General features: G+C 61.3%; 22 protein-coding genes. 11 read left to right on the top strand and 11 right to left on the bottom strand.

The annotated features are described in order from the left end of the window. The first annotated feature begins 2 nt into the window (after positions 1-2). The 6 genes from HY067_02740 to hrpA all read left to right on the top strand — a co-directional run bounded on the left by HY067_02740 (position 3) and on the right by hrpA (position 10,435). The gene (locus HY067_02740) at positions 3-500 is read left to right on the top strand and encodes a spore coat protein U domain-containing protein (GenBank protein ID MBI3526866.1); all 498 of its coding nucleotides are present in this window, start codon (positions 3-5) and stop codon (positions 498-500) included. Further along, positions 500-1,225, top strand: a complete 726-nt coding sequence (locus HY067_02735; protein ID MBI3526865.1) for a molecular chaperone — start codon at positions 500-502, stop codon at positions 1,223-1,225. The genes HY067_02740 and HY067_02735 overlap by 1 nt, the downstream gene beginning before the upstream one ends. Next, positions 1,203-3,542, top strand: a complete 2,340-nt coding sequence (locus HY067_02730) for a fimbrial biogenesis outer membrane usher protein (protein ID MBI3526864.1) — start codon at positions 1,203-1,205, stop codon at positions 3,540-3,542. Before HY067_02735 ends, HY067_02730 begins: the two co-directional genes overlap by 23 nt. Beyond that, entirely contained in the window at positions 3,539-3,982 is a 444-nt protein-coding gene (locus tag HY067_02725; GenBank protein ID MBI3526863.1) for a spore coat protein U domain-containing protein, read from the top strand. Before HY067_02730 ends, HY067_02725 begins: the two co-directional genes overlap by 4 nt. A 21-nt stretch (positions 3,983-4,003) precedes the next feature. Next, positions 4,004-6,319 (top strand): EAL domain-containing protein, encoded by a 2,316-nt coding sequence (locus HY067_02720; protein MBI3526862.1) that lies wholly within the window; start codon positions 4,004-4,006, stop codon positions 6,317-6,319. A gap of 162 nt (positions 6,320-6,481) precedes the next feature. Then, complete coding sequence (hrpA, locus tag HY067_02715) at positions 6,482-10,435, top strand: ATP-dependent RNA helicase HrpA (protein MBI3526861.1); 3,954 nt, start codon at positions 6,482-6,484, stop codon at positions 10,433-10,435. Between the two features lie 296 nt (positions 10,436-10,731). Here hrpA and HY067_02710 read toward each other — a convergent pair whose 3' ends face one another. The 10 genes from HY067_02710 to HY067_02665 all read right to left on the bottom strand — a co-directional run bounded on the left by HY067_02710 (position 10,732) and on the right by HY067_02665 (position 20,344). Then, entirely contained in the window at positions 10,732-11,370 is a 639-nt protein-coding gene (locus HY067_02710) for a hypothetical protein (protein ID MBI3526860.1), read from the bottom strand. A 263-nt stretch (positions 11,371-11,633) separates the two neighbouring features. Next, the gene (locus HY067_02705; GenBank protein ID MBI3526859.1) at positions 11,634-11,933 is read right to left on the bottom strand and encodes a putative addiction module antidote protein; all 300 of its coding nucleotides are present in this window, start codon (positions 11,931-11,933) and stop codon (positions 11,634-11,636) included. Next, complete coding sequence (locus tag HY067_02700; protein MBI3526858.1) at positions 11,930-12,232, bottom strand: type II toxin-antitoxin system RelE/ParE family toxin; 303 nt, start codon at positions 12,230-12,232, stop codon at positions 11,930-11,932. Before HY067_02700 ends, HY067_02705 begins: the two co-directional genes overlap by 4 nt. Before the next feature lie 310 nt (positions 12,233-12,542). Continuing rightward, a complete protein-coding gene (locus HY067_02695; GenBank protein ID MBI3526857.1) occupies positions 12,543-13,907 on the bottom strand; it encodes an FAD-binding oxidoreductase in 1,365 nt (454 codons plus the stop codon). A gap of 159 nt (positions 13,908-14,066) precedes the next feature. Next, positions 14,067-14,522 (bottom strand): group 1 truncated hemoglobin, encoded by a 456-nt coding sequence (locus tag HY067_02690; GenBank protein ID MBI3526856.1) that lies wholly within the window; start codon positions 14,520-14,522, stop codon positions 14,067-14,069. Between the two features lie 123 nt (positions 14,523-14,645). Beyond that, positions 14,646-15,434: a methyltransferase domain-containing protein gene (locus HY067_02685; protein MBI3526855.1), complete on the bottom strand. Its 789-nt coding sequence runs from the start codon at positions 15,432-15,434 to the stop codon at positions 14,646-14,648. Further along, positions 15,431-15,679 (bottom strand): hypothetical protein, encoded by a 249-nt coding sequence (locus HY067_02680; protein ID MBI3526854.1) that lies wholly within the window; start codon positions 15,677-15,679, stop codon positions 15,431-15,433. Before HY067_02680 ends, HY067_02685 begins: the two co-directional genes overlap by 4 nt. 28 nt (positions 15,680-15,707) lie before the next feature. Then, positions 15,708-16,265 (bottom strand): hypothetical protein, encoded by a 558-nt coding sequence (locus HY067_02675; protein MBI3526853.1) that lies wholly within the window; start codon positions 16,263-16,265, stop codon positions 15,708-15,710. Further along, entirely contained in the window at positions 16,262-16,825 is a 564-nt protein-coding gene (locus tag HY067_02670; GenBank protein MBI3526852.1) for a TlpA family protein disulfide reductase, read from the bottom strand. The genes HY067_02675 and HY067_02670 overlap by 4 nt, the downstream gene beginning before the upstream one ends. Before the next feature lie 120 nt (positions 16,826-16,945). Continuing rightward, positions 16,946-20,344, bottom strand: a complete 3,399-nt coding sequence (locus HY067_02665; protein ID MBI3526851.1) for an AAA family ATPase — start codon at positions 20,342-20,344, stop codon at positions 16,946-16,948. 342 nt (positions 20,345-20,686) lie between these two features. On the opposite strand from HY067_02665, the gene HY067_02660 reads away from it, so the two are divergent. The 5 genes from HY067_02660 to HY067_02640 all read left to right on the top strand — a co-directional run bounded on the left by HY067_02660 (position 20,687) and on the right by HY067_02640 (position 26,263). Beyond that, complete coding sequence (locus HY067_02660) at positions 20,687-22,840, top strand: indolepyruvate ferredoxin oxidoreductase subunit alpha (GenBank protein MBI3526850.1); 2,154 nt, start codon at positions 20,687-20,689, stop codon at positions 22,838-22,840. Next, complete coding sequence (locus HY067_02655) at positions 22,837-24,417, top strand: indolepyruvate oxidoreductase subunit beta family protein (protein ID MBI3526849.1); 1,581 nt, start codon at positions 22,837-22,839, stop codon at positions 24,415-24,417. The genes HY067_02660 and HY067_02655 overlap by 4 nt, the downstream gene beginning before the upstream one ends. Before the next feature lie 165 nt (positions 24,418-24,582). Then, complete coding sequence (locus HY067_02650; protein ID MBI3526848.1) at positions 24,583-25,011, top strand: CBS domain-containing protein; 429 nt, start codon at positions 24,583-24,585, stop codon at positions 25,009-25,011. 77 nt (positions 25,012-25,088) lie between these two features. Further along, complete coding sequence (locus HY067_02645; GenBank protein ID MBI3526847.1) at positions 25,089-25,340, top strand: hypothetical protein; 252 nt, start codon at positions 25,089-25,091, stop codon at positions 25,338-25,340. Positions 25,341-25,447: 107 nt separating this feature from the next. After that, positions 25,448-26,263, top strand: coding sequence for a hypothetical protein (locus HY067_02640; GenBank protein MBI3526846.1), 816 nt, complete (start codon positions 25,448-25,450; stop codon positions 26,261-26,263). 69 nt (positions 26,264-26,332) lie between these two features. On the opposite strand, the gene HY067_02635 is transcribed toward HY067_02640, so the two are convergent. After that, on the bottom strand, positions 26,333-26,905 hold the full coding sequence (locus HY067_02635) for a polyisoprenoid-binding protein (GenBank protein ID MBI3526845.1): 573 nt from the start codon (positions 26,903-26,905) through the stop codon (positions 26,333-26,335). Positions 26,906-26,970 lie beyond the last annotated feature (65 nt).

Genomic DNA, 26,970 nt, shown 5'->3' with positions numbered 1-26,970 from the left:
TCATGAAAACAGCATTTCGATCCGTTCTGCTCAGCATTCTGTTGTTCGCCATCGCCACTGTGCACGCGGCGACCAGCACCACCACCTTCCAGGTTACCGTGACGGTGTCCGCGGGCTGCACGATCTCGGCCGCCAACCACGACTTCGGCATCTATACGACTTCGTCGCCCACGGACAACACCAACGGCACTAACGTCGTGACCGCCACCTGCACGTTGGCTGTGCCCTATTCCATCGGGCTCGATGCCGGCATAGGCGCGGGCGGAACCGTCGCGAGCCGCAAGATGACGCGCGTGGGCGGAACCGAAACGCTGGATTATTCACTCTATCAAGCTGCGGACCGACTGGTGGTGTTGGGCAATACGCTGGCCATAGACGTGATCACGGGCGTAGGCACGGGGCTCGCGATCCCGCACACGGTGTTCGGCAAGATTCCCGCCGGGCAGAACGTGCCGGCCGGCAACTACGTCGACACCATCACCGCTACGATCAATTTCTGATGTCGCGTCCGTCGAGCCTGGTGGCGCGTGCCACCGGCTGGATCGGTTGCGCCTGCGTGTTGTGGAGCGTTTGCGCGGCCGGGGCCTCGCTTGAGGTCAATCCGGTCCGCCTCACGCTTTCCGCCGCGCAACCCGTCGCCGCGCTCACCGTGCGCAATGCGGGGACGCAGCCCGTCGGCCTCCATCTGCAGGTCATGGCGTGGACGCAGGTCAACGCCACCGACCATTACGCGGCCACCCGCGAGTTGCTCGTGACGCCGCCCATTTTCACGCTCGCACCGGGAGCGACGCAGACGGTGCGCGTAGGGCTGCGGCGAGCGATCGACGCAGAACGCGAACTCGCCTACCGGCTTTACCTCCAGGAAATCCCTGATTCGGTGGCGCCGCACGGCACGGGCGTGCGCATCGCGCTACGCGTCGGCGTTCCGGTATTTGTACTGCCCCGAGCGCCGGTCGCGCCTCTTCTAAGCTGGCGGGCGATACAAGACGCCGGCGCGATCCTGCTGCACGCGCAAAACACGGGCAACGCGCACGCAAGAATTATCGAGCTGAAGATCATCGCCGGATCACAGGCCGTGGCGGAAGCGGCGGGCGCCTACGTGCTTCCCGGCCATTCGTGGCGGTGGCGGCTCGTCGGTTCACGCATGCCGGCCGCGGGCGCGCCACTGCGTGTGAGAGCGAAAACGGATACGGGCGACGTGCATGCCGATGTTGCGCTCGACTGACAGGGTCGTCATCCTGATCGTTGTCGCGTGGTTCGGAAGCGTCGCGGAATCCCATGCCGCGGAGCCGGTCGCGGCGGTGCGGGCGGAGGCCTTCGAAGAACTGTGGCTTGCGGTCAGCATCAACCGCCAGGATCCGGCGGTGACGCTGCTGCTGCAGCGCGCGGACGGCAGCTTGCTCGCGAAGGGCAGCGATTTCGAGGGCTGGCGACTCAAACTGCCGCCGGTCGCTCCCCTGTGGCATCGCGGCGAGCCTTACTACGCATTCGACGCCCTGCCCGGTGTCGTCCATGCGTTGGATGCAAGTTCACAAACACTCACGATCCAAGCGCCCGCCGAGCTCTTTCTGCCGACGAGCCGTTTTTCCGGCCCGAATCTGTCTGCACCCACTTTGTCGCCGCCGGGCGCATTTTTCAATTACGACTTCGTTGCCCAGCGGATTGCGGAACAGGCGTATCTCGACGGGCTCGTCGAACTGGGTGCATTCAACGGCGCTGGCGTAGGCACGGCCACCGCGCTGGCACGCGATCTCAACGAGCGTGCGCGCATGATTCGCCTCGAAACCACCTGGACCCGCGATGAACCCGGCGCTCTCGCCAGTCTGCGCGCGGGCGACGCAATTTCGCGCTCCGGTGCGTGGAGCCTCCCGGTGCGCTTTGGCGGCGTGCAATGGGCCACCAATTTCGCCGTGCGGCCGGGCTTCGTCGCTTTTCCCCTTCCCGCCATGTCGGGGGAGTCGGCGCTGCCCTCCACTGTCGATCTCTTCATCAACGATGCCCTGCGCGCGCATGAAACGCTGCCGCCCGGGCCGTTCACGCTGCCAAATCTCCCGGTCATTACCGGAGAAGGCGAATTGCGGGTGGTGGTGCGCGATCTCCTGGGGCGCGAACAGGTGCTCAGCGAGCGTTACTACGCGAGTCCCCGGTTGCTGCGGCCCGGGCTCACGGATTTCGCGTATCAGGCGGGCTTCCTGCGGAACAACTTCGGCGTCGAGAGCAACGACTACGGGCAGGCGCTCGCTGCTGCGGCCTACCGCGCTGGTCTGACTGAGCGCCTTACGGGTGAGCTCAGCACCGAGCTGCTGCGAAGCCAGCAAACGGGAGGAGCGAGCGGCACCTTCCTGTGGGGCAGCCTCGGCGTGTTCACTCTGTCGACTGCGGGCAGCCACAGCGATCGCGGCAACGGTGTGCTGTCGGCGGCCGAGTTCGAACGCCAGTCGCGAAGCTTCAGCCTGAACCTGCGCACGCAGGCAGCGAGCGCGGACTTCGCCCAGCTCGGCATGCCGCCGGGGCTGCGGGCGCCCATACGGCAAAGCGAAGCGCGCGTGGGCTTTCCCGTGCCGGGCAACGGCACCGTGGGCCTGGGCTATGTCGATCAGCATCACCGCGACCGTCCGGACGTGCATCTTGCCACCCTGAGTTACCAGGTGAGAGCAGGGCCCGGGTCGCTGCTCGTGTCCGCGTTCCGCATCGAGAGCTTTGACGGTGTGCGCCGTACCGAGCACGCGCTAGCGGTGACCTTCACCATGCCCCTCGACGCGCGCACGAGCGCGAGCGCAGGGGCCGTGCGTCAAGCGGGCCATGGCTACGGCACAGTGCAGGTGCAGCGCAACCTCCCGGCCGGCGAAGGCATGGGCTACCGGATACTCGCACGATCGGGAACCGACGAACTGGTGCAAGGCGGCGTCAGTGCGCAAAACGCCATCGGGACCTACACCGCCGACGCGGCGAGCAGCCGGGGCGATATGGCGTATCGCGTGGGCGCGGCGGGCGGCCTCGCGTTGCTCGACGACCGCGCGTTTCTCACGCGGCCTCTCAGCGACAGCTTTGCCCTGGTGCGCGTGGGTGAATACGCTGGCGTTCAGGTGTATGCAGACAACCAGCCCGTGGCCCGCACGGATGCGCAAGGCAGCGTCCTGGTGCCGCGGCTGCGGGCATACGATCGAAACCTCCTGCGCGTCGAGCAGGCCGATCTGCCGCTGGATACGGAGATCGGGGCAATAGAACGCGAAGCCGTGCCCTATTTCCGCAGTGGCCTGGTGGTGTCCTTCCCGGTGCGGCCGGCACACGGCGCGCTGCTTCGCCTCGTCCTGGAAGACGGCAAGACGCCACCGCCCGGCGCGCAGGTGCAGCTCGAAGATCGGACGGACCGCTTCCCCGTGGGTCTGGATGGCGAGGTCTATCTCACCGGGCTCGCTGCTAGCAACCGCGCCCACGCCGAATGGAACGGCCAGCGCTGCACTTTTGAAGTGCGTACCCCACAAGACGGAGAGCCTGTTCCCCATTTGGGGACCGTGCTCTGCAGGGAGGAGCGTCCATGAATACGCACATGGTCTTGCTCTCGACGCTGCTGCTCCTCCTGGCGAACGCTGCGGAATCCGCATGCAGCGTGGATCCCACGCCGGTTGCATTCGGCGTTTACTCGCCCTTCAGCGTCGCGCCGACGGACACGGCCGGCACGCTGCGCGTGACCTGCAGCACGGTAACGGTGGGCTACACAGTTTTGCTGAGCGCGGGCAGCGCGGGATCGTACTCCCCCCGGAGGCTGAGCGGCGGCGGGTACACGCTTTCCTACAATTTGTACATCGATCCGCTGCGAACCACGGTGTGGGGCGACGGCAGCGGGGGAACGGCAAACGTAACTGGCGCGTTTGCGCTTCCGGGCGCCATCGATCACACCGTCTACGGGCGGCTGCCCGCTCAGCAGAACGTGGGCGCGGGCACTTACACCGACACCATTACCGTCACCATCAACTTTTGACGAGTCGCAGCAGGTGCCGCCATGACTTACACCGTTCCCGTGGTCCCGGCTGACGAGAGCGAACGGCTTGCCGAACTCGCCGCGCTCGATGTTCTCGAAACGGCCCCGGAGGAAGCATTCGACAGTCTGGTGCGCCTTGCCGCTTTCGTCTGCGGCACGCCGATTTCCCTGGTATCGCTGGTCGATACCGAACGCCAGTGGTTCAAGGCCCGCGTCGGCCTGGACGTGATCGAAACGCCGCGCGACATTTCGTTTTGCGCGCACGCGATCGTCAATCCGGATCAGCTCTTCGTCGTAACGGATGCTTCGAAAGACAAGCGCTTTCGCGCCAACCCCCTGGTGACCGGTGATCCCAAGATCAGATTTTACGCGGGCATGCCGCTCAAGACCGGCGAAGGAAGCGCCGTGGGCACCTTATGCGTGATCGACCGCGTGCCGCGCGATCTTACGGCGGCGCAATACGAAGCGCTTGTCACCCTGTCCAGCGCGGTGGTGGCGCAGCTCAATCTGCGGCGGCGCCTGTCGCGGCACGAGCAGTACTACTCCATGCTCGCCCATGTCAGTGCGATGATCGCGCGCGTCACCGATATCGAAAGCCTGTGCAGCGAAGCCTGCCACGCCGTAATCGAGCTGGGCGGCCTCAGAATGGCGTGGATCGGGCGCCTCGATCTCCCGTCTGGGGACCTACGGCCGATCGCGTGGGCGGCCTCGGAGGGCGAGCTCGCCGAGTCGGTGGTCCACAGTATTGCAAGCGAACCTCTCGAAAGGGCGCTCGCCTCCGAAGTGATCGTCAGCAGGCGCTTGAGGGTTTGCAACGACCTTGCGATCGATCCGCGAACTGGCTCCTACGGCGTACACCACCGGCATGGCCTTCTCGCGTCCGTGGTATTGCCGCTTGCGGTGGGCGATGTACTCTGGGGAACCATGAACCTCTACGCAACTCGAAAAAATTTCTTCGATGCATTTTATCTGCACAGGGCACGCGAACTTGCCGCGGATATCTCCTTTGGCATCGACCGTCTGCAGAAGACCAGGGACATTCACTATCTCTCTTTCTACGACACGGTCACCGGCCTGCCCAACAAGGCCGGTTTCGAAGACAAATTCGGGACGCTCGCACCACAAATCCGTTGCGGTTGCCTGCTGGCGGTCGGGATGGAGCAACTGGACCGGGTAGGCGCAGCCTACGGTGCCGGAGCGATCGATTCGGTCCTGAAGCAGGCGGCACAACGCCTGCAGGCGCATGCTCCAGATCGGGCCATCGCGGCGTCGGTGCGCAGAAGGCTCTTTGCTCTGTTCGTGCCCGATGAGGATCCTGCGAATTTCTCACGCTTTGCCACACAGCATCTCGCCGAGGCGCTTTCGGCCCCTTACTCCATGGGCGACGAGCAAGTTGGATGCGCGATCTATCTTGGTGCGGCGTTCTTTCCGGACGACGGGGAAACGATCGGCGCGCTGCTTACGGCGGCCGAGCAGGCGGCACAAAGTGCGCGGGGTCTCCAACAGACATTCCGCTTCTACAACAAGAAGATGGACGAGGCAACCGCCGCTCAGTTGCGGCTTGAAGGAGAACTCCGCAAAGCCATCTCTCGAAGAGAGTTCATCAATTACTATCAGCCGAAGATCGATCTGGCCACCGGCAGGATCGTCGGTGCTGAGGCACTCATGCGATGGGTGCACCCGCAACGCGGCCTGGTGTCTCCCGCGGAGTTTATTCCCGTGCTCGAATCGTCGGGTTTGATCCTGCATGCCGGACGCCAGGCACTCGGCCGCACCATCATCGACTTCTGCACGTGGCGCGACGCCGGACTCGGCGCACCCAGGATCGCGGTGAACGTCACCGCGTTTCAACTGAGGGACAGGAATTTCATAGCCGATATCCAGCACGAGCTCGCGGTCGGAAAGTGTGAACCAGTTGCATTGTCGATCGAGCTTACGGAAAGCGGCCTCGTGACGGCGGAGCACCAAGTGAGGGACGTGCTCCAGACACTGAGAACGCTCGGCATCGTGATTGCGATCGACGACTTCGGCACCGGTTATTCCTCGCTTGCATACCTTGTCACACTGCCCATAGACGAGCTCAAGATCGACCGCGCATTCATCATGAGAATGACTACCGAACCCGCGTACATGGGGCTCGTCAATACCATCATCTCCCTCGCCCACAACCTCAACCTGAAGGTCGTGGCAGAAGGCGTCGAGAACGACGAACAGGCTAACTTGTTGCGCCTTCTACGATGCGACCAGGCGCAGGGTTACCTCTACAGCAAGCCGGTTCCGGCAGAGGATTTCGCCAAGATGCTCGATTCTTCACATCCGATTTACAACCTGGTCTAAATCTGTCGCAAGCGCGGCACCGTCAACCAGACACCAACACATCGGGTTTGGTGGGGTCGGACACGACAAGCCGCCTGTGGGCGGCTTTGTTCATGGCCCCGGTGCGCAAGTCGATTAAAATTACGGCCTCTATCGCCGTCTGCACCGCCGCCGAATTTTCCGATGAGTTCCGTTCCCGCTGTCCCGAAATCCGTTCCTGCGACCGCCACGTGGCGCGAGCTGCGCGAAGCCATCGATCGCGGCATGCTGCGCACCCGCGGCTCTCTGCGCGCGCGTCTAAAGAAAATCGAGAAGTCGGCCCGCGGCGGCAGGGATGTGTCCGCCGAACTCGGCAAGCTCGCTGCCGATGCGCAGCGCTCGGTTGAACAGGCACGGCAGCGGCAGGCACGGTTGCCGAAGGTCGCGTATCCCGAGGAATTGCCGATCAGCGCCAAGCGCGGCGAGATCGCCGATGCGATTCATGCCCACCAAGTCGTGATCGTGTGCGGCGAGACCGGCTCGGGTAAAACCACGCAGTTGCCGAAAATCTGCCTGGACCTGGGTCGCGGCGTGCAAGGCATGATCGGCCATACCCAGCCGCGCCGGATTGCGGCGCGCTCGGTGGCGGCCCGGGTCGCCGCGGAACTGCATACGCCACTCGGTGAAGCAGTGGGATTCCAGGTCCGTTTTACCGACAAGACCAGCGCCGACAACTACCTCAAGGTCATGACCGACGGCATCCTGCTGGCGCAGACCCAGGCGGACCGCTCGCTGTCGCAGTACGACACGCTGATCATCGACGAGGCGCACGAGCGCAGCCTGAACATCGATTTTCTGCTGGGCTACATCAAGCAACTGCTGCCGCGGCGTCCGGAACTCAAGTTGATCATCACCTCGGCCACCATCGACGCCGACCGTTTCTCCGCGCATTTCGACAACGCGCCCGTGGTCGAAGTGTCCGGCCGGCTGTATCCGGTGGATGTCTGGTACCGGCCGTTCGATGAAGACGACGAGGATGAGCACGAGATCGATTTGCCCGAGGCAATCGTCAACGCCATAGACGAGGTGACCGCGCACACGACCAGCGGCGATGTGCTGGTGTTTCTGCCGGGCGAGCGAGAGATCCGCGATGCGGCGGAGGCGTTGCGCAAGCATCATCCGCAAGGCATGGAAATCCTGCCGTTGTTCGCCAGGTTGTCGGCGCAGGACCAGGAACGCATTTTCTCCTCCGGCGGCGCTGCGCGGCGCATCGTGCTGGCCACCAACGTGGCGGAAACGTCGCTCACCGTGCCCGGCATCCGCTTCGTGGTGGATTCGGGTCTGGCGCGCATCAACCGCTACAGCTACCGCAACAAGGTCGAGCTGCTGCAGGTCGAGAAGATATCACGGGCATCGGCGAACCAGCGCGCCGGGCGCTGCGGCCGCGTCATGAACGGCATCTGCGTACGGCTGTACGGCGAAGAGGATTTCAAGGCGCGCACCGAATTCACCGATCCGGAGATCCTGCGTTCGTCGCTCGCCTCGGTCATCCTGCGCATGGGTGCGCTCAAGCTCGGCGACATCGAGGATTTTCCCTTCGTCGACGCCCCGGCCTCGCGCATGATCGCCGACGGCTACCAGTTGCTCGCCGAACTGGGCGCCGTCGATGAAGCGCGCGCGCTGACGCCCGTCGGACAGCAGCTCGCGAAACTGCCGATCGACCCGCGCGTCGCACGCATGCTGGTCGCCGCGAAGCAGGAGGGATGCCTCGCCGAGGTTCTGATCGTCGCGGCAGCGCTGTCCGTGCAGGACCCGCGCGAACGGCCGATGGACAAGCAGGAGGCCGTGATCCAGGCGCACGCCGAGTTCGTCGACGACCGCTCGGATTTCCTGTCCTATCCGCGCATCTGGAAATGGTTCGAAGAAGCGCTGGTGCACAAGAAATCGAATCGCAAGCTGGTGCAGGACTGCCATGATCGCTTCCTTTCCTACCTGCGGCTGCGCGAATGGCGCGAGCTGCATAGCCAGTTGCATACGGTGATAGCCGAGATGGGATGGCGGCTGAACGAGAAGGAGGCGGGCTACGAGGAAATCCATCGCGCGCTGCTGGCGGGCCTGCTGGGCAACATCGGTTTCAAGTCGGACGAGGCGGGCATCTATCTCGGCGCGCGCCAGATCAAGTTCGTATTGAGCCCGGCCTCCGGTCTCAAGAAGAAGGGGCCGAAGTGGGTGATGGCGGCGGAGCTGACCGAAACCACGCGGCTCTATGCGCGCGGCGTGGCTGCGATCGAGCCGGAATGGATCGAACGGCTGGGCCAGCACCTGGCCAAACGCAGTTACCGCGAGCCGCACTGGTCGAAGGACAGCGGATCGGTGGTCGCCTACGAGCAGGTCAGCGTATACGGTCTGGTAGTGGTGCCGAAGCGGCGCATGCAATACGGTCCCATCGAGCCGAAAGAAGCGCGCGAATTGTTCATCCGCGGTGCGCTGGTGGCGGGCCACTATCACGGCCAACCGGAGTTCCTCGAGTACAACCGCCATCTGATCGAGGATGTGCAGCAACTCGAGCACAAATCGCGCCGCCACGACGTGCTGGTCGACGACGAGGCGATTTTCGCGTTCTACGCCGAGCGCATTCCCGAGGGGATCTCCAGTGCGGTGGATTTCGAAAAATGGCGCCGGCAGGCCGAGCGTGAGAATCCGAAATTGCTATTCCTCAGCCGCGAATACCTGATGCGCCACGCCGCGGAACAGATCACGGAGGATCTGTTCCCCGACGCGCTCACCGTCGGCATGCAGACCTTCGACCTGTCCTACCGCTTCGACCCGGGTCATGCGCTCGACGGCGTGACCATGATCGTGCCGCTGCACCTGCTCAACCAGTTGGACGAGCGCCGCTGCGAATGGCTGGTTGCCGGGCTGCTGAGGGACAAGATCACGTATTTGCTCAAAGGGCTGCCCAAGGGCCTGCGCAAGCATTTCGTGCCGGTGCCGCAGGTGGTGACCGCTTGTCTGGAAATCCTTGATCCAGATAGCGGACCGCTGACCGACGCGCTGTCGCAAGCTTTGTTCAAGAAGACCGGGGTTGAAGTCCCGCCCGATGCCTGGGACGTCGCCGATCTGCCGCCGCACCTGCTAATAAATTTCCGCGTGGTTGACGAGAAGGAACACGAGATCGCGACCGGGAGGGACCTGCCCGCGCTGCGCAACCAGCTCGGCGTGAAGGCGCGCCGGACATTCAGCGAAACCGCCAGCACCGCCTTTGAGCGAAAAGGTTCGACGAGTTGGGATTTCGACGAATTGCCCGAACAAGTGGAGGTTGACCGTGGCAGGGGAAAGCTGGTCGGTTATCCGGCAATCGTCGACGAGGGCAAGTCGGTCGGCCTTACCTTGCTGGATACCGAGGCGGAGGCGGAGGCGGCGACGCGGCGGGGGCTGCGCCGGCTGTTCCAGCTTGCGTTGCAGGAACAGATGAAGTTTCTCGCGCGCAACCTTCCCGGCTTCAACGAAATGCAGTTGCGCTACGCGCTGCTGGACGAACAGGGCAGCGGCAAGCAGGACAAGTCCGCGATGGCCGACCGGTTGCGGGATGAGTTGGTCACCGCAATTTCCGATCGTGCCTTCTTCGTCGAGCAGGAGCCGATACGCAACCGCAAGCAGTTCGAAACCAGGGCAGCGAAAGGCAAAACGCGGTTGATGGACGTTGCGCAGGAAATCTGCCGCATCGCGGGGGAAATCCTCGCCGAGCATCAGTCGCTGCGCACGAAGCTCGGCCAGCCCCAATACGCGGCTTGGCCGCGTGCGCTGGCCGATATCCGCGCGCAGCTCAAGGAATTGCTGTCCCCAGGATTTCTGGCCGTCGTGCCGTTCGATCGCCTCAAGCACTATCCGCGCTACATCAGGGCGATCGCAATGCGGCTCGACAAGATCGCGTCCAATCCGGAGCGCGACACCAACTGGCAGCAGCAACTGGCGCGCTACTGGCAGACCTACCAGACCAGTCTGGTCGCCGACCGCGCCCGCGGCGTACGCAGCCCCAAACTGGAAGAACTACGCTGGATGCTCGAGGAGTTGCGGGTCTCGCTGTGGGCGCAACAGTTGAAGACGCCTTACCCGGTGTCCTTCAAGCGGGTCGAGAAATACTGGAGCGAGCTTTAGTCCGGGCTGATCATTACGCAATTAGCAAAGCCCTTACTTCCGTCGGTTTGGCTTTTTCCATCTCGGAATAATAGAGGATGCCCGCGGCGAGCAAAACGAACCGGACCAGATAAGCCAAAAAGAGAACATGATGAATGCGCGCGAGCGACGAATTCATGCTGAAACAATTCTAAAGTATTTCTAATCGACGAGAGCCGCGATCGGAAAAATTTAGCGGGCGAAGGCTCTGGGAACCATTCAAACGATAATTGAAAAAGGCGATAACGAACCAACTACCCCGGTATTACGACAGTTAGCTACTTCTGATTGGAGCCGAAGTGACCTTCCGAATTGAACACACCGTTCGGACCTGTATTCCGTTCTTTCTCCTTTTGACGTTGTTTGATCTCCGCTAATTTCCGCCAGTGACCTTCACCAAACCGGTCGAGCGCTCGCGTCACATACTCGCGGCCGTCCACAGTGCTCACATCAAGATGTATTGCATCCAGCGCTCCCTTAGTTTCGTCGCCTAGGTCATCACCGCAATAAAGGAAATACGCAACTTCGTGCTGCTGATCATACGTCAGTTTCTTGGAAAATCGCTCATACGTATCGGAGTCTGTCGCGATGTCTATTTCCATAATTCTTTTCTTTGCATCGGAATCAATTTGCCTAAATCGCTTGAACGTCTCGTCGTACTGGGCCTTAGGAATAAACTTATACCACTTGTCGTTATATATGCACCCTACCCAGTGCCAATTATCCGTGCTTGAGGCGTAGAGCTCGCCTTCCTCCGCGAACTCTCGCACATCTTCTGCCGGCACAGCATTTTCAAATACAAATTGCCCGTCACGATTCATAGGGTCAAGCGCGTTAACACGGACTATCAATTTCGGCTTAAACATCCTTGCCAGAATGTACATCCAATTCATTCTTCGAATACGAGGCTCAGCCATCGCAACTATTCCTTGATTAGTGTGCTGGGTAAAATCATTGTCGAACGACTCTCTACGCTGCGAATGCCTTAGTCAAGCTTCATCTTTTAGTTGGCACATAACGGCACGCAATGACACGTAATGACACACATCCTCCTTACGTCAAAGATCGTAGAAAGATTGTAGGGTCAGATGGACCAATCCGAGATCCACCGCTTCGCACGGTTGAGCACGACCCCAGGCCACAGGCCATTGGAGATTCACCTTTTATTTCGACGGAATCTTTACGCGGGACGCGCCGCGAGACGAACACCCAAAGCGCGCGCCACCTTGAGCACGGTATCAAAGCGAGGCTTTGCGCCAGGAGCGAGAGCCTTGTACAAGCTCTCGCGCCCAAGCCCTGAGTCTTTGGCGACCTGTGCCATTCCCCGGGCGCGAGCGACGTCTCCAAGGGCCAACAGCAGGAGATCTGGGTCGTCTGTTTCCAGAATCGCGGTCATGTATTCCGCGACGGCTGCATCATCGGTCAGATATCGTGCTGCATCGAAGGGCAGCAATTTGCCGGGCTTCTTGGTTTTGCTCATGGCTCCAACTCCAATTGACTCAAGATTCGTTGCGCCCGCTTGATATCGCGCGCCTGAGACGATTTCTCACCGCCAGCGAGCATGACGATGAGAATGCTGCCCCGCCGCGTGAAGTACAGGCGATAGCCTGGACCGAAGTCAACCCTCATCTCGGAGACTTCGCCACCGACTGACTTCCAATCGCCCAAATTGCCAGCCTCCGCGAGGCGGAGCCGAGCAGCGATACGCACCTGTCCCCGTCGATCCTTCAGAGCGTCAAGCCAATCCTGAAACTCCTGCGTCAGCCGGACAGAGAACATGGTTCATTGTATCCATATAGATACAGATGTCAACCAGCGTCGGAGAGCGGACCTCGATACATCAGGGTCAGACGCGCCAATAAACGCAACCCGCCTGCCTTCGCGGCCTTCTTGTCGAGGGTAACCGTTTCAGAGCATCCGGCTTCGAGGTTCGTCTGGCCTAGCAGGCAGTCGGCGAAGTCGGCGCCCCCCCGATCGGCACATCCGCAATGCGGTCCAGTCCAGACTGCGTCACTTTAAGCAGGTAACGCCAGCGTGAGGAAAACTTGATCAGGTATGGGATCCGCTCACGTGTGTCTCCCTCCGGGATTCAGACCGTCGGTCCGATGTTCTGATTCAAGCGGAAAAAATTGGTTGGATCATAAGCGTTCTTCAGAGCCACCAGGCGATCGTAGTGATTCAGATAGGCAGAGCGCGTGCGCTCTTGATCTTCCTCGCCGAGGAAATTCGAATAGGCGCCCGAGGTCGACCACGGTTCGATCGCGGCCCACAGCGCGCAGGCCCAGGCGATGTTCCGTTGTATGTCTGCCGGATCAGTCCAGGTCGCGGCAGCGTTCAAGCAATAGGCCGCGTTCCCCAGTTGGGCCGCGCCGCCCAACTGATACACCGTCAGAGCCGACAGGGGCGATACCATCCGGCTGGCCCCATCGACGATGACATCGATGGCAGCGTCGCTGAGCTCGGCCAAGTAGGCGGTCTTCCAGTAGTTGTGGCGTCCCGGCGGTTGCGCGGCGTCGAACATGGTTTGGTGAGTGACATAAGGCTTCAGAGCGATGCCGTCAACAACGGGTGATCCGAAGGCGCGTAAAGGCTGCACTACCCGCTCACCTGCCTCGATCACTCCGGCATAGCAGACCGAGATTCCGATGACCGGCATGCCGCGCAGAAAAGGCGGCAACGTGGGCAGATGCGGCAGCCGGCGCAAGATAACAATTGTGGTGAGCTCATCGGGTAGGGTGGCGGCGTAGTCGCGGTAAAAACGCAGAACTTCGGTTGCCTTTTCCTGCGGATACAGGATCCAACCGGCGAGTACGATCGGCCCCACCGGGTGCAGACGGAAATGCAGTTCGGTGACGATCCCGAAATTGCCCCCGCCGCGCTGCAAACCCCAGAGCAGTTCCGCGTTTTGCTCCGTGCTCGCGTGCACGCGTTCTCCATCGGAGGTAATCAGATTCGCCGCCAGCAGATTGTCCGCAGTCAAGCCGTGCTTGCGCATCAGCCAACCGATGCCGCCACTCAGGGTCAGTCCGGCGACCCCCGTATCGGACACAATTCCTCCAGTCACTGCCAGGGCGTGCGCCTGCGTCGCGCGGTCCAGGCCACCCCAATTCATACCCGGAGCGACCACTGCGACCCGCTTCTGCGGATCGACTTGAACATCGCGCATGCGCGATAGATCGATAACCAGACCACCGTCGCAAGTCCCGTGACCCGCCACGCTGTGCCCGCCGCCGCGGACCGCGACCAGCAGTTGGTGCTCTCGCGCGAATTCCACCGCCGCCCTGACATCGTCGACGCCCGCACAGCGGGCGATCAGCGCCGGCGTCTTATCAATCATGCCGTTCCACACCCGGCGAGCCTGGTCGAACTCCGCGTCGCCGGGCAGTATGACGGCGCCTTGGAAACGCTTCGCGAATTGGCTGGAGGCAGTGCCGGGGAGGGGTTTCTCAGGCATTATCGGCGGTCAAGGGAAAGCTTTTGCCGCCGATTCTAGCCGGTTCGGCCATTCGATCTTCGCGCCAACGCTCTTCTTCCAAACACTAAACCGCGCGGCCGGCAGGCACCACGATTCTCCATGATGTCCTGCCAAAGCCACGAGTTTCGCCCGGGAATCTTACTTTCCGGCCACGATGTCCTGCTTTGTACTTTCCACGATGGCGAATAACTCCTTCTGCTCTTTCGCGGGCACACCGTAGTTGTTAAGCACCCGCCGGAAGTCCGCCGCCATGGCCTGCCACTCTTTCTCGCTGATATTGAGGTGGCTGTGAGACTCTTTCATTGCGCGGCCGGTGTATTGGCATGGCCCTCCTGTGTGCTGGCAGACCAGGGTGGTCACATGAAACTTCAGCCCTGCCGCGGGAACCCGGTCTCTCGCGGCCTTGATGGCTGGATTTGAATTGAGGACATCGTTGACCAGCAGCAGATCGATGAAGCTGTCCACCACCACGGAGATGGGATAAACCCCTCCCAAACGATCATAGAGCGATTTGGCTGGCTGCGGGTCTGCGGCATTGAGAACGCTTGCCACCACCAGGCTCATCGCGAGGCCTGCCATAGTGGCTGACTTCATAAAAGAACGCACTTTTGACGTGGCAGTTGCTCCTTGGATCACCTTAAACATGTCTTATCCTCCAATAGTCGAAATTGAGTCAAAAGATCCGTTGCGTGGTGACTCGCTACGCCGGTTACCTTGCTACGCCTTGGTTGCCAAAAGCGAAACGCTCTTTACGCCGTACTTCCTGGCCGCGCCCTGGGCGTTATCGGAGATGAAGCGGTATTGCGGATTGTCCTGAATAGCGTCCACCCGCAGCCCGGCCTGCTCGATCGCCGCCACATAGTTGTCCACTTGCATGGCGCCACCGATGCAGGCTGCCCACAAGGTGGCATTGCAGGTAATGCCGTCGGGAAGCTGGGCTTCGGTGACGATGTCGGCAATCGCCAACCGCCCGCCGGCCCGCAACAGACGCGCCGCTTCCTTGAACACCCGGTGCTTGTCCGGCGCCAGGTTGATCACCCCGTTGCTGATGAGCGCGTCGAAGGCGCCGTCGTCGTGGGGCACGCTTTCGATGTACCCCTTCAAGTAGGAAATGTTTTCGAAACCGGCGGCAGCGCGCAAGCGCTCGGCTTTCGCGAGCTGCTGGTCAGTCATGTCCACGCCGACCACCTTGCCGGTCTTGCCGACGTGCAGGGCGGCCACGAACGAGTCCATGCCCGATCCGCTTCCCAGATCGACTACCGTTTCCCCTTCCTGTAGCTTGGCAAGGTCGAAGTAATAGCCAACGCCCGCGAACGAGTCGATGGCGGCCGCCGGAATACGGTCCAGATCGGAGCCGCGATATCCGAGGCGTTCCGCCAACACGCGGCCCAGCTCGAAGTGAAACTCGCCGTGCGGGTTCTGCGCAACCGCCTGATACATGTCCTTGACCTTTTGCTCCAGCTCAAGGGTATTGAGTTGCAGCGGGTTTGCCGTCGCCGTAGTCATGATGCACCTCCTTTTTGGCTGATGACGATCGCTGAGTCGCTTCTCAGCGTGGGCATCACGATAGCGATGGGTTCTTCCGGTTCTCTTCCGGAAATCTTCCGCCTGCGACTTGGCGCGATCTCGCGCGGATCGGCCTGGCCGATGAGGCCGCCGCGGGCGAACCAACGCGGCACGCAAGCGCGCACTTGCTGCTGCGCCGCCGCGAGACCTGAAGCGCCCAACGCCGCCGCTTCCGCGAAGTGCAATTGTCAGTCTTCGCCCCCGACAAACACCCTATCGATGATGCGGCAATGAATATTGACGCGGTTCTGCGGCTAAGCTTTGTCGGTGATCACGAACCACTTTAATCGGGACCCGCAGCGGAATGGTACGCGGGGCAAGGCAGGTTCTGTCGGTGCAGGCTTGATACCGCAGTGTGCCGTTCAGGACCACCAAGCCAGGCCGTTGCGCCTGGGCCACACGGACTGAAGACTCGATAAAGAAGGAGTCGTCGTAGACGACCAAATCTTCCGAGCCATCCGCTATGCGAAACGGCTTGCTTGGCGGATACACTGGCCGGTCCGGGCGCACACCGCCACTTGGCCCAAGCTCAACCGTGATAGGAATCAGGTTTGCATTTCTCACCGGATTGGCCTGCACGTGGTAACCCGGATTAACTCTGACCTGGATGCGCAACGAGCGGCTGTGGCCCGCCTCTATTTCAACCGAGGCAGGAAGCGTCACGGTGACCACGCTCGTTACCTGCGCAAAGCCCAGCGCCGGACAGGAAAGGATCGTGGCGAGGAGGAGGTAAGCAGGCCCGCTACGCTGCGCTTGGATTTCAGCGTTCACTTGCTCTTCAGCAACTCATCCAACCGTGCTTGCAGTTTGATAAGCTTGGCGTCGAAATTACCAGTGTCCAGCAGGGAAAAGAACTGAATCTTTCCGTCGGGATCAATGATCAAGTTGGATGCGATCATGACTTCATCGCGCTGCAGATCGGGCAACACGTGGGGCGGTGGGGCGAAATCTTTGGCGACCGAGCCGTTGGAGTCGAGCAATACGGGGAAGGTAAATCCGAACTTTTTTGCCATCTTCGCGACTTTGCTCTTGCCTTCCTTGACGTCAATGATGGCCACGGCCACCCCCTTGTCGCGGTACTTCTGATGCAGTCCCTCCAGGTGGGTCGCTTCCGCCGCACAAAACGGGCACCAGGTGGCGGCGAAATGCAGCACGACGAATTTGCCGCGAAGGTCGCTAAGGGCGACCGTCTTATTGTCCATTCCTTCAAGGCGGAACTCGGGTGCGGCCGTCCCCAGCTGGAGTTCAGCCGCGCCCGCGATCTGGAGGAGCGCTATGGACATGAGTGTGGCAATTGCCAGCGAGGACAACGTACGCAGGAAGATAAGCATAAACAGGGCTCCAGTTCGGCAGAAAATGATCGCTGAGTCACTTCATCAGCTTGGACATCACGGTAGCAATCGGCTCTTCCGGAAATCTTCCACTTGCAACTCGGTAGCCGAGAAGGAGGGTCAGCGCGTGCCAGCCATACGGTCGAACAGGTAGGTCATCGGTGACGTGGAACCCCTCAGGACAGCGTTCTGCATGAGATCGAGCGCCTGCTGGCGCGATGCCTGAAAGCGGGCAGTGTTGCCACGCGCCAATTCCGCGCCACAGCGGACGATGGCTGCGAAGGTCTCACCTACAGGATTGCCGGTTTTGGCGGCGAGTTGCTCGAGACATTCCGCGCACTGCGCGACACGCTCGATATCGTCTTTTTCGAGGTAATAGAGCGCCAGCCAGGGATAGAGATCCAGACTGCATGCCGTACACGGGCCGTTCGCTCCGAGCAGCGCTTCGCTTCGTGCTACCAAATCGGAGACCTGCTCGGTATCTTGCGCCTGCAGACGATTCCAGATTCCAACCCCATATAACCGCTGCAGACAATGGTCGCGTATGGACGCGAGCTGCGCCTGCTCGATGCCTTTCTTCACCGACTGCCAGCCCAAATCGATGGCGTTTCCCATCGTATATAGCACCGCGCGGCGTGCCAGCGCGTAGGCCATCCCGGCCGGCGAACCTACCTTGTCGTGCAGCGCAAGGCTTGCATCGAGCTGGGAGAGCGCACTGCTCGTTTCGCCCTGCCATAAATGAATCGTGCCCAGCGCATACTGGCAAATGGCAACGCAACGCAGATCGCCTAACCGATCAGCCTCCGTCGCGACCTCACGCATGAACGAACTCGCCTGATCCAGCATGTGGTCATCGTGCACATGGTATTCCCACAAACAAAGATGAGCATCGGTAGCCACCACCAGGTCGGGGGACCAACGGCCGTGCTGCAGGCGCCGTTTCTCGTATTGCAGTCCTTCCTGCCAGCGCCCCAACGGCAGATAGGTCATCGCCAGGATCTCGCAGGCCTGTGCGGATTCCAACGGCGCGTGTACCGATTCCGCGAGTTCAAGCGCGCGGTGCGCATAGGCGGCCGCCTCATCGAGCCGGTTGAAGTGCCACAGGTGAAGCGCACGCAGGATGTGCAGCCGCGCATGGACGCGCGGCTCGGGACCGGCATGCTGCCAGGCTTGTGCGAGATGCTGCCCGGCTTTCGGCATATCGGTGGTAAAGATGGCGACAAGCGCGATCTTGCTATGTAACTCCGTCAGGTCGGAAGAATTGACGGGCAAATCCTCGAACAAAGACAGCGCCCGTTCATAGGCCGTGAAGCTCTCCTTCAGATAACCGGCGGCACGACTGGTGTCCCCGGTCGCCCTGTAAAGACTTCCGCAGATGCGCTTGACCAGGGAGTCCTTGGCCGGCTCCAGTAGCGCCAAGGCCTCTCGGTAGCTTCGCAAGGCATCGTCGTGCGCGTACATCGATGCCGCCCGCTGGCCGGCGAGCATCAGGAAGTGCGCGGCCTGTCTGGCATCACCGGCCCTCTGGTAATGAAAGGCGATCCGCTCGACCGGCAGCTCATCTTCGCGCTCGCCCAACTGGACGAGGCTGCGCGCCACTTGCGCGTGCAGCGCACGACGCCTCGCTTCGGAGGCGGATTCATAGACGCAGCTTCGATACAGCGCGTGACGAAAATGGTAGTGGATGCCTCGTTCGTCTAGCAATTGCGCATCGGAGAGCTGATCGAGCAAGTCGAGTAAGGTTGCTCCAGCACCGTCTGCCCCCCTACCGCCGGCCGGCCACAGTGCTTCAAGCAACGGATAGGCTACGTCCTCGCCAACGACGGCTGCGATCGTCAGTAGCTCACGCGCGGACGAAGAGAGTTTTTCAAGCCGTTCCAGCACGCTGTTACTCAGCGTGGTCGGAATCGTTCCAGTCGATCGCGGCGGTTGCGCAGCGGGTGACGCGGAATGAATGCGAAACTCGTGCAGCTCCAGCGCGTACATCGGATTGCCTTCCGAAAGCCGGAAGATTTCGTCGCTGCGCTCGCGTGACAGCGGTCGTTGGGGATTCTGCTGCTCGAGCAATTCATGATGATCGGCGGGGCTTAAGGGGCCGAGCGTCAATATGGGTGCCATCGCCGTTTCGCCTAAACTTCGGATGAGCTTGCGCAGCGGGTCGCTCGCCGCACTGCGTTCATCGCGCAGGGTGATGACCAGAAGCAGCGGCAGATCCTGCAACCGCCGCCCAAGAAAGTGAAGCAACTCTAGCGAACCCTGATCCGCCGCGTGGCAGTTCTCTACAACCACGACCAGAGGGCTTGACAGCGCCCGATGCCGTAAAAACGCGACGATGCCCGCGAACAAATAGTTCTGCGCCGCGCGCGGGTCAGAATTGGGAACAGGTTGCCCGTTCAGCGCTTGGCCAGGCAGTACCGAGGCCATTTCCGCGGGTATCAGTTCTTGGCCCGCGGGACTATCGTGTAGCGCCGCCTGGATGATTTCGATGAATGGGCTGTAGGCGATCGCCCCTTCCATTTCATAAGACGAACCGGCGAGAGCGCGAATTCCACGCTGCTCTGCGCGAGCAATCAGCTCGCGAACCAGGCAGGTTTTACCGATACCGGGTGGTCCCTCGATGAACAGCGCGTTGCCTCGCTTGGCAAGCAGCTGATCCAGGCAATCGGTGATGACTTGGCACTCGGCCTCGCGATTCACCAAGGGCGCCATTTGGATCGGTACGCGCAATATTGTCCGCTCCCGGGCGACCTCACTGCCTGATCCCTGCCGGTCGATCCTGCCGTACAACGCACGGGTCTCCGGTGACGGCGCCACACCCAGCTCGTCCGCCAGAACATCGAGGCAAATACCGTACTGCTTCAGCGCTCGGTCACGTTGTCCTTGTTGTGCAAAGATCGCCATCAACCCCCGATGCGCGAGCTCCAGCGTGGCATCCTTGTCCAGCGCTGTCCGGTAGGTTTGCGCAGCGGCAGCCAGATCCTCGCGCTCTTGATAACCTTGGGCAAGAGCCAACAACACATCGATAGAGAGCTGCCGGAGATGATCGCGCGGGGCTGCGGCCCACGTCGCATACAAATCCATCGGCAGCAAATCACCTGTGTACAGCGCGGCAGCCCGCTCCAACCCGTTGATCCGTCTTGAGGCCAATGCGTTACGCGCCGCCCGCTGAAACGCATCAACGTCCGTGACCACTCCCCCAGGTGGCGCGAGTTTCACAACGTTCTTGGCCGTGACGATCCACTCGCTGGTATCGGATGCTTGCTCGCCGGCGGCAAAGGCTTTGCGCAATTGGTGGAGTGCCTTATACAACTGTGCGGCGGAATTGGAGCTATCCAAATCCGGCCATAGCAGCTCCATTGCCTGATCGCGCCCCAGCTGATGATCGGGTTCGAGCGCCAATAACTTCAGTAGGGCCGGCGCCTTGCGGCCCGGAATGTCGCCGCTATCGATCCTCGTTTCGGAAATGCGGACTCGGAATCGGCCAAGAAGGAAAATCTCAAGTGATTTCGCGCTCATCAACCGGGGCGAAAATAACATGGTGGAAGAACTGCCAATAGGGAATCATAATCGATCGTAGTACAGTTCGGCAGCCGTGCATCGGCGAGGTGCGGCGAGGGGATCTAACCTTTGCTGGTGAGCTTGGCGGAGGTAATGTCGAGTCCTTACAACGAGGAACAATTCCTACTATCGCGTAAGGACGCGTTTCGCGCAATCCGGGCGCCAAGCCTGCAAGGATGCTGTTGGCCCTGCCCTTCCACGCTTGCGAACGCTGGCAAGATTTTTCTCTGCTCAGCGGGTAAGATCGAACGCCTAAGGGATGGGATCGTAAGAAGCCGCAGAGAAATCAATCAGAGAAACCAATTGGAGAAATCCTTCCAGAAAGAGATCGGGCTGCTGAGCCTGGGCAACGGGCAAACCTTCCACGGCGAAGGCATTCTCGCCATCACCAAGGCGTTGCTGCAGTCCGGTGTCGCCTATGTCGGCGGCTATAAGGGCGCGCCGGTTTCCCATCTCATCGATGTCATGGTGCAGGCGGAAGATTACCTGGACCAGCTCGGCGTGCACGTCGAGGCGTGTTCGAACGAGGCCTCCGCCGCGGCGATGCTGGGTGCGTCGATTCACTATCCCCTGCGCGGCGCGGTGACCTGGAAATCCATCGTCGGTACCAACGTCGCCGCCGATGCGTTGTCGAATCTCTCCTCGCCCGGTGTTACCGGCGGGGCGCTGATCGTGGTCGGTGAAGACTACGGCGAAGGTGCCAGCGTGATCCAGGAGCGCACGCATGCCTATGCGCTCAAATCCACGATGCTGATGCTGGATCCCCGGCCGGAACTCTCGAACATGGTGCGCATGGTGGAAGAGGGCTTCCGGCTTTCCGAGGCCTCGAACATGCCGGCCCTGCTGGAGCTGCGCATCCGCGCCTGTCACGTGCGCGGCAGCTTCGTGTGCAAGGACAACGTCGCACCGGCCATCTCGACCCGCCACCTCATGGAGGAGCCGGCGAAGTTCGACTATTCGCGCCTGGCGCACCCGCCGGTGACTTTCCGCCACGAGAAGCTCAAGGTGGAAGCGCGCATCCCGGCGGCGCGGCGCTACATCGCCGAGCAAGGCCTGAACGAATTGTTTCCGGGCAGGCGCGACGACTTGGGCTTTATCGTGCAAGGCGGGCTATACAATTCGCTCATTCGCACGCTGCAGCAGTTCGGCCTGGCCGACGCGTTCGGCGAATCCGAGATTCCGATCTTTGCGCTGAACGTCACCTTCCCGCTGGTGCCGGAGGAGATTGCGAAGTTCTGTCTGGGCAAGCGCGCGGTGTTGATCGTGGAAGAAGGCACGCCTGAGTATATCGAGCAGGAAATTCTCGTCACGCTGCGCCGGCTCGACATCAACACACCGATCCACGGCAAGGACATGTTGATGGCCGCGGGTGAATACACCGTGGAAGTCATGGCCGGCGGCTTGGAGAAATTCGTCGATCGCTATCTCCCCGGCAGTGCGGCCGAACCCGGCAAGGGCTGGCTGCGCAGCAACACAAAACGCCGTCAGGATATTGCGCGGCAGCTCTCGGCGCCGCTGCCGGCGCGCCCGCCGCAGTTCTGCGTCGGTTGCCCGGAGCGGCCGGTGTTCGCCGCGCTCAAACTGTCCCAGCGCGATGTCGGTCCCACCCACATTGCCGGCGACATCGGCTGCCATTCGTTCGCGACCTTCGAGCCATTTTCGTTCGGGCACTCGATCCTCGGTTACGGCATGAGCCTGGCCAGCCGGGCCGGCGTATCGCCCATGATGAAGCGGCGCGTGCTGTCGGTCATGGGTGATGGCGGTTTCTGGCACAACGGCTTGCTCACCGGCGTGCAGTCGGCGCTGTTCAACAGCGACGATGCGGTTCTGGTCATCTTCAAGAACGGCTATACCGCTGCCACCGGTACGCAGGAGCTGATCTCGACGCCGGACGAGGATGACAAGGTCGCTGCGAAGGACAAGCAGCAGAGCCTGGTCCATCGCAATCTCACCATCGAGAAGACGCTGTCGGGCATGGGCGTGCGGTGGATGCGCACCGTGCATACCTATCACGTCGAAAAAATGCGCAAGACCTTCGACGAAGCCTTTACCGCCGAGTTCAACGGACTCAAGGTTATCGTCGCCGAGGGCGAATGTCAGCTCGAGCGGCAGCGGCGCATCAAGCCGTGGATTGCCGGATTGCTGAAGGCGGGCAAGCGCGTGGTTCGCGTGAAATACGGCGTCGACGAGGACGTTTGCACGGGCGATCACGCCTGCATCCGGTTGTCGGGCTGCCCGACGCTGACACTGAAAGACAGTCCGGATCCGCTCAGGGTCGATCCCGTCGCCACCGTCATCGACGGTTGCGTCGGCTGCGGGTTGTGTGGAGAGAATGCGCACGCGGCCACTTTGTGCCCGTCGTTCTACCGTGCCGAAGTGATCCGCAATCCGAAGTTGCACGAGCGCCTGCTCGACGGATTGCGCGGTTTGGTGTTGCGTTGGCTGCAAACGGCATGAACCTCGCCGATCGTCGTCCGCTCACATTGCTGATCTGCGCCCTCGGCGGCGAGGGTGGCGGGGTGTTGGCCGAATGGCTGGTGGAAACCGCAACTCGCAGCGGCTACAGCGCGCAGAGCACTTCGATCCCGGGTGTCGCGCAGCGCACCGGTTCGACGACGTACTACTTCGAAGTCTTTCCCGTGCCGGTTGCGGAGCTGGGTGGTCGCAAGCCGGTGTTCAGCCTTTATCCGGTGCCTGGTGCCCTGGATGTGCTGGTTTCCTCCGAACTGCTGGAAACGGTGCGCCACATCGGCAACGGCATGACATCGGCGGATCGCACGCTCGTGGTGACCTCCAGTTCCCGCACGCTGACCACCGCCGAGAAATTGCAGCTTGCGGATGGACGCGCGTCCTCCGAGGAATTGCTGAAGGTCGTGCGGCAGTACAGCCAGAGCGCCCGCATCTTCGACATGTCCGCGGTGGCCCAGGAAGCAGGGACCGTGTTGAGCGCGGTGTTGTTCGGCGCGATCGCGGGTAGTGGCGTGCTGCCGTTTTCGCGCGAGGCTTACGAACAAACCATCCGGCAATCCGGAAGAGGGGTCGAACCGAGCTTGCGCGGATTCGCCCGAGCGTTCGAGATCGTGGCCCGGGGGCTGGCGGCGCAGACGCCGGCCTCTGCCGTGGCGCCGACCTTTGCCGCCGCATTGCCGGCCGATCTCGCCCGCGTTTTCCCGCCGCCGACACATGCCATGCTGGGTGCCGGTCATGCGCGCACGCTGGAGTATCAGGATGGCGACTACGCCGAACTCTACGCGCAGCGCATGAAGCGGGTCCTCGAAGCCGAACGGGCAGGGGATCCTTCGGGCGAAGGGGGTTACGTGACTACCAGCGAGACGGCGCGTTATCTCGCGCTATGGATGGCCTTCGACGACATCGTACGCGTAGCCGACCTGAAATGCCGCGCGAGCCGCTTCGCGCGCGTCAGGCAGGAAGTCAAGGCGCCGGCTGAAGATCTGATGCGCATCTACGATTACTTCAAGCCCGGCGTGCCGGAACTCGCTGCGCTGCTGCCGCGGACCTTGGCCCGCGCACTGATCGGCTGGGACAGGCGCCGCCAGCAGAACGGCAAAACGGCTCTTGCGCTTCCGCTCAAGATCGGCGTCCATACCATCTCGGGTTTTCTCGCGCTGCGCTTCCTCGCGAGTCTGAAAGGGCTGCGCAAGCGCGGTAGCCGGTTTGCGCAGGAGCAGGCCATGATCGAACGCTGGCTGGCGGCGGTGGAGCAGGGCGCGCGTAATCAGTGGCAACTGGGCCATGAGATCGCGTTGTGCGGTCGCCTCGTCAAAGGCTACGGTAGCACCAACGATCGCGGCAAGGACAACCTGCTGCACGTGCTGGACCATCTCGCGGTCGGTGGGCAATGGGACGGGCCGCAAGCACGTGCCGAAGCGATCCGCGCGGCGCGTGTGGCTGCACTGGCCGACGATGCCGGCAAGGAACTGGACAAGACATTGGTCAAGCACGGCGCCGCGCCGCTGCCGGTGAAGGCGCAGCCGATTATGTGGGTGAAACAGCGGCGCAGCACGACGGCTTGAACGCAGTCATGCGAACCCGTCGCCGCACTTTCACCGCAAGCCGATCGGCTTGCGGACCGGGGACTCGCGAATCGGCGCGTTGACAACTATCGCTGCTGGTCTAAACTGGCCTTACAAGAACGGTAATGAGTCATCGTCAGGACTGTTTCGCGAGGGGGAGAGAAAATGAAAACAGTTCAGCAACTCCTGGAATCGAAGCGCCACATCCTGATTTCGGTCGCCCCAAGTGCCACTGTGCTGGAGGCGCTCAAGGTGATGGCGGAAAAAGAGATCGGCGCGGTCGTAGTGCTCGAAGACGGGCATCTGGTCGGTATTTTTTCCGAGCGCGACTATGCCCGCAAGGTCGTCCTGCAGGGCAAGGCTTCGAAAGATACGCCGGTGCGCGAGACCATGACAGAAAAGGTCGTGTGCGTGCGACCGGAACAAACGGTAGAAGATTGCATGGGTCTGATGACGGACAAGCGTATCCGCCACCTGCCGGTGCTGGAACACAAAAAGGTGATTGGTCTGATTTCGATCGGCGATGTGGTGAAGGAAATGCTGTCCGAGAAGGAATTCGTCATCAAGCAACTGGAAAGTTATATTCACCATTGAAAGCGCACACCCCGGACTTCAGCATCTGTCCTGTCGCGCTGTTTCCCTCCCGCGGCATTTTTGCTTCAACCGGTTTCATGAATCTCCGAATCGTCATTCTCGTGGCGGCCGTCTGCGTATTGTCCGGCTGCAAGACCCAGAGCACGATGACTGCCGGGGCAACCGGTTGCGGTACCATGAGCGTGGACATCGTCAAGAGCCGCTATTCGCGCGAAGGGTCCACCACGGTCTGGTGCGCCAAATGCAAAAACAAGCTGTATCACTGTGTATCCAATCCCGAGCATAGCCGGGTGGAATGCAAAGAGGCTGCGGCAGACACTTGCGAATGACCGATTTGCGGCGCGAAACTTCGCTGTTGGGCGCATTCGTTTAGAATCGCCGCCGTTGCGCCGGCTTCGATGGTGACTGGCGCGGTACTTGCATTCACCCAACGAGCATGATTCACGCGCACCGTCTCCCTGCCTATATTCTCTGTGCATATGTCCTGACTCTCGCAGCGGGATCCGGCTTTTCGGGCTCCGCCTTTTCGCAGGTCGAAACCGCTTCCGGCGCGGATGCGGCGCCCAAGAGCAGTCAACCTGTCGACTTCAGGACAACCCGCGTCGAAATCCGCGACGAATATCAGGACCTGCAAGGCGGTGGCACCGTCTACATGATCGTGCCGCGGGTGGATTTCTCGGCGAATCCCGATCTTTCTTTCCGGTTCGAAACACCGATAGTTTTCGCCGATCCCGGCATGCCGAACAACGGCAGCGAGTCCGGCATTGGTGACCTCCTGTTCCGGGGCAGTTATCGCGTCGCGCGCGGTGCGGGCTATGCGATCGTGGCCGGCGGTGAAATCATCCTGAATACGGCGACGAAGGATGCGCTGGGGACGGGGAAAAACGTGATCGCGCCGCTGATCTTCGCTTCCATCGATCTGCCGCAATACAACTCCGTGGTGTTCCCGTTTCTTCAGCACTACGTCACGCTTGGTGGTGGCGATGCGCGCCGCGACGTTCACTACACCAGTATCAAGTCCGCTTTCCTGACTCGCTGGCCGAATCTGATCTATACCATCGTCGAGCCGCAGGTCATCGTAGACCACGAACGCGCGGACAAGGTCGGATTGACGCTGGAAGGAGAAGTGGGCCGTTTCCTGAACCGCGACACTGCCATCTGGGCGCGTCCCGGCATCGGTTTGTCCGGGGATAACCTGCCGCCGGTCTACGACTGGAAATTCGAGGTCGGTGTCCGCTTCTTCCTGAAGTAACAATTCCCCCGATTCAAAGACAAACGGGCCGCGTATCGCGGCCCGTTTGTCTTTAAGGCAGGGAGGCGATCAATCCTTGATCGCTTCCACCTCGATGCTGATCTTCACTTCGTCGCCGACAGCCGGTACGTAGGTGCTCAGACCAAAATCGCTGCGCTTGATGGTTGCCGTCGCGTTTGCACCACACATCTGTTTCTTGTTCATCGGATGTGGGCCGCAATTGAAAGTGGTTACTGCGAGGCTCACCGGTTTTGTTACGCCCAGCAGGGTCAGTTCGCCGTCGGCACCGGTCAGTTTGTCCCCGTTGAAATTCAACTTGGTTGCCTTGTAGGCCAGCATCGGAAATTTGCCGACGTTGAAAAATTCCTCGCTCTTGAGGTGTGTATCGCGCTTGGCGTGGCCGGTGTCGATCGAGGTGGCATCGATCGTGATGTCGATGCTGCCGCTCTTGGCCGCGGTATCGAGCACGACCTTGCCGTTGGTCGCTCCAAAGCGGCCGTGCATCGTCGAAAAGCCGAGGTGGTTGATCTCGAAATTGGGATAGGTGTGAGCCGGGTCCAAGGTGTAGGAATCGGCGGCGGTCGCCGGCAGCGCGAAGGCGGCGCTGATCAGGAATGCTGCGAGTTGGGTTTTCAAATTCATCTCCTCTGCTGGTTGAACAATGCTGCTGGTTGAACAAAGCCGCTGGTTGAACGATGCGCGCCCCG

Source organism: Betaproteobacteria bacterium (assembly GCA_016194905.1).
GTDB lineage: Bacteria > Pseudomonadota > Gammaproteobacteria > Burkholderiales > JACQAP01 > JACQAP01.
Note: the sequence above shows the minus strand (reverse complement) of the source record. Positions and strands in the feature narration are given on the sequence as shown.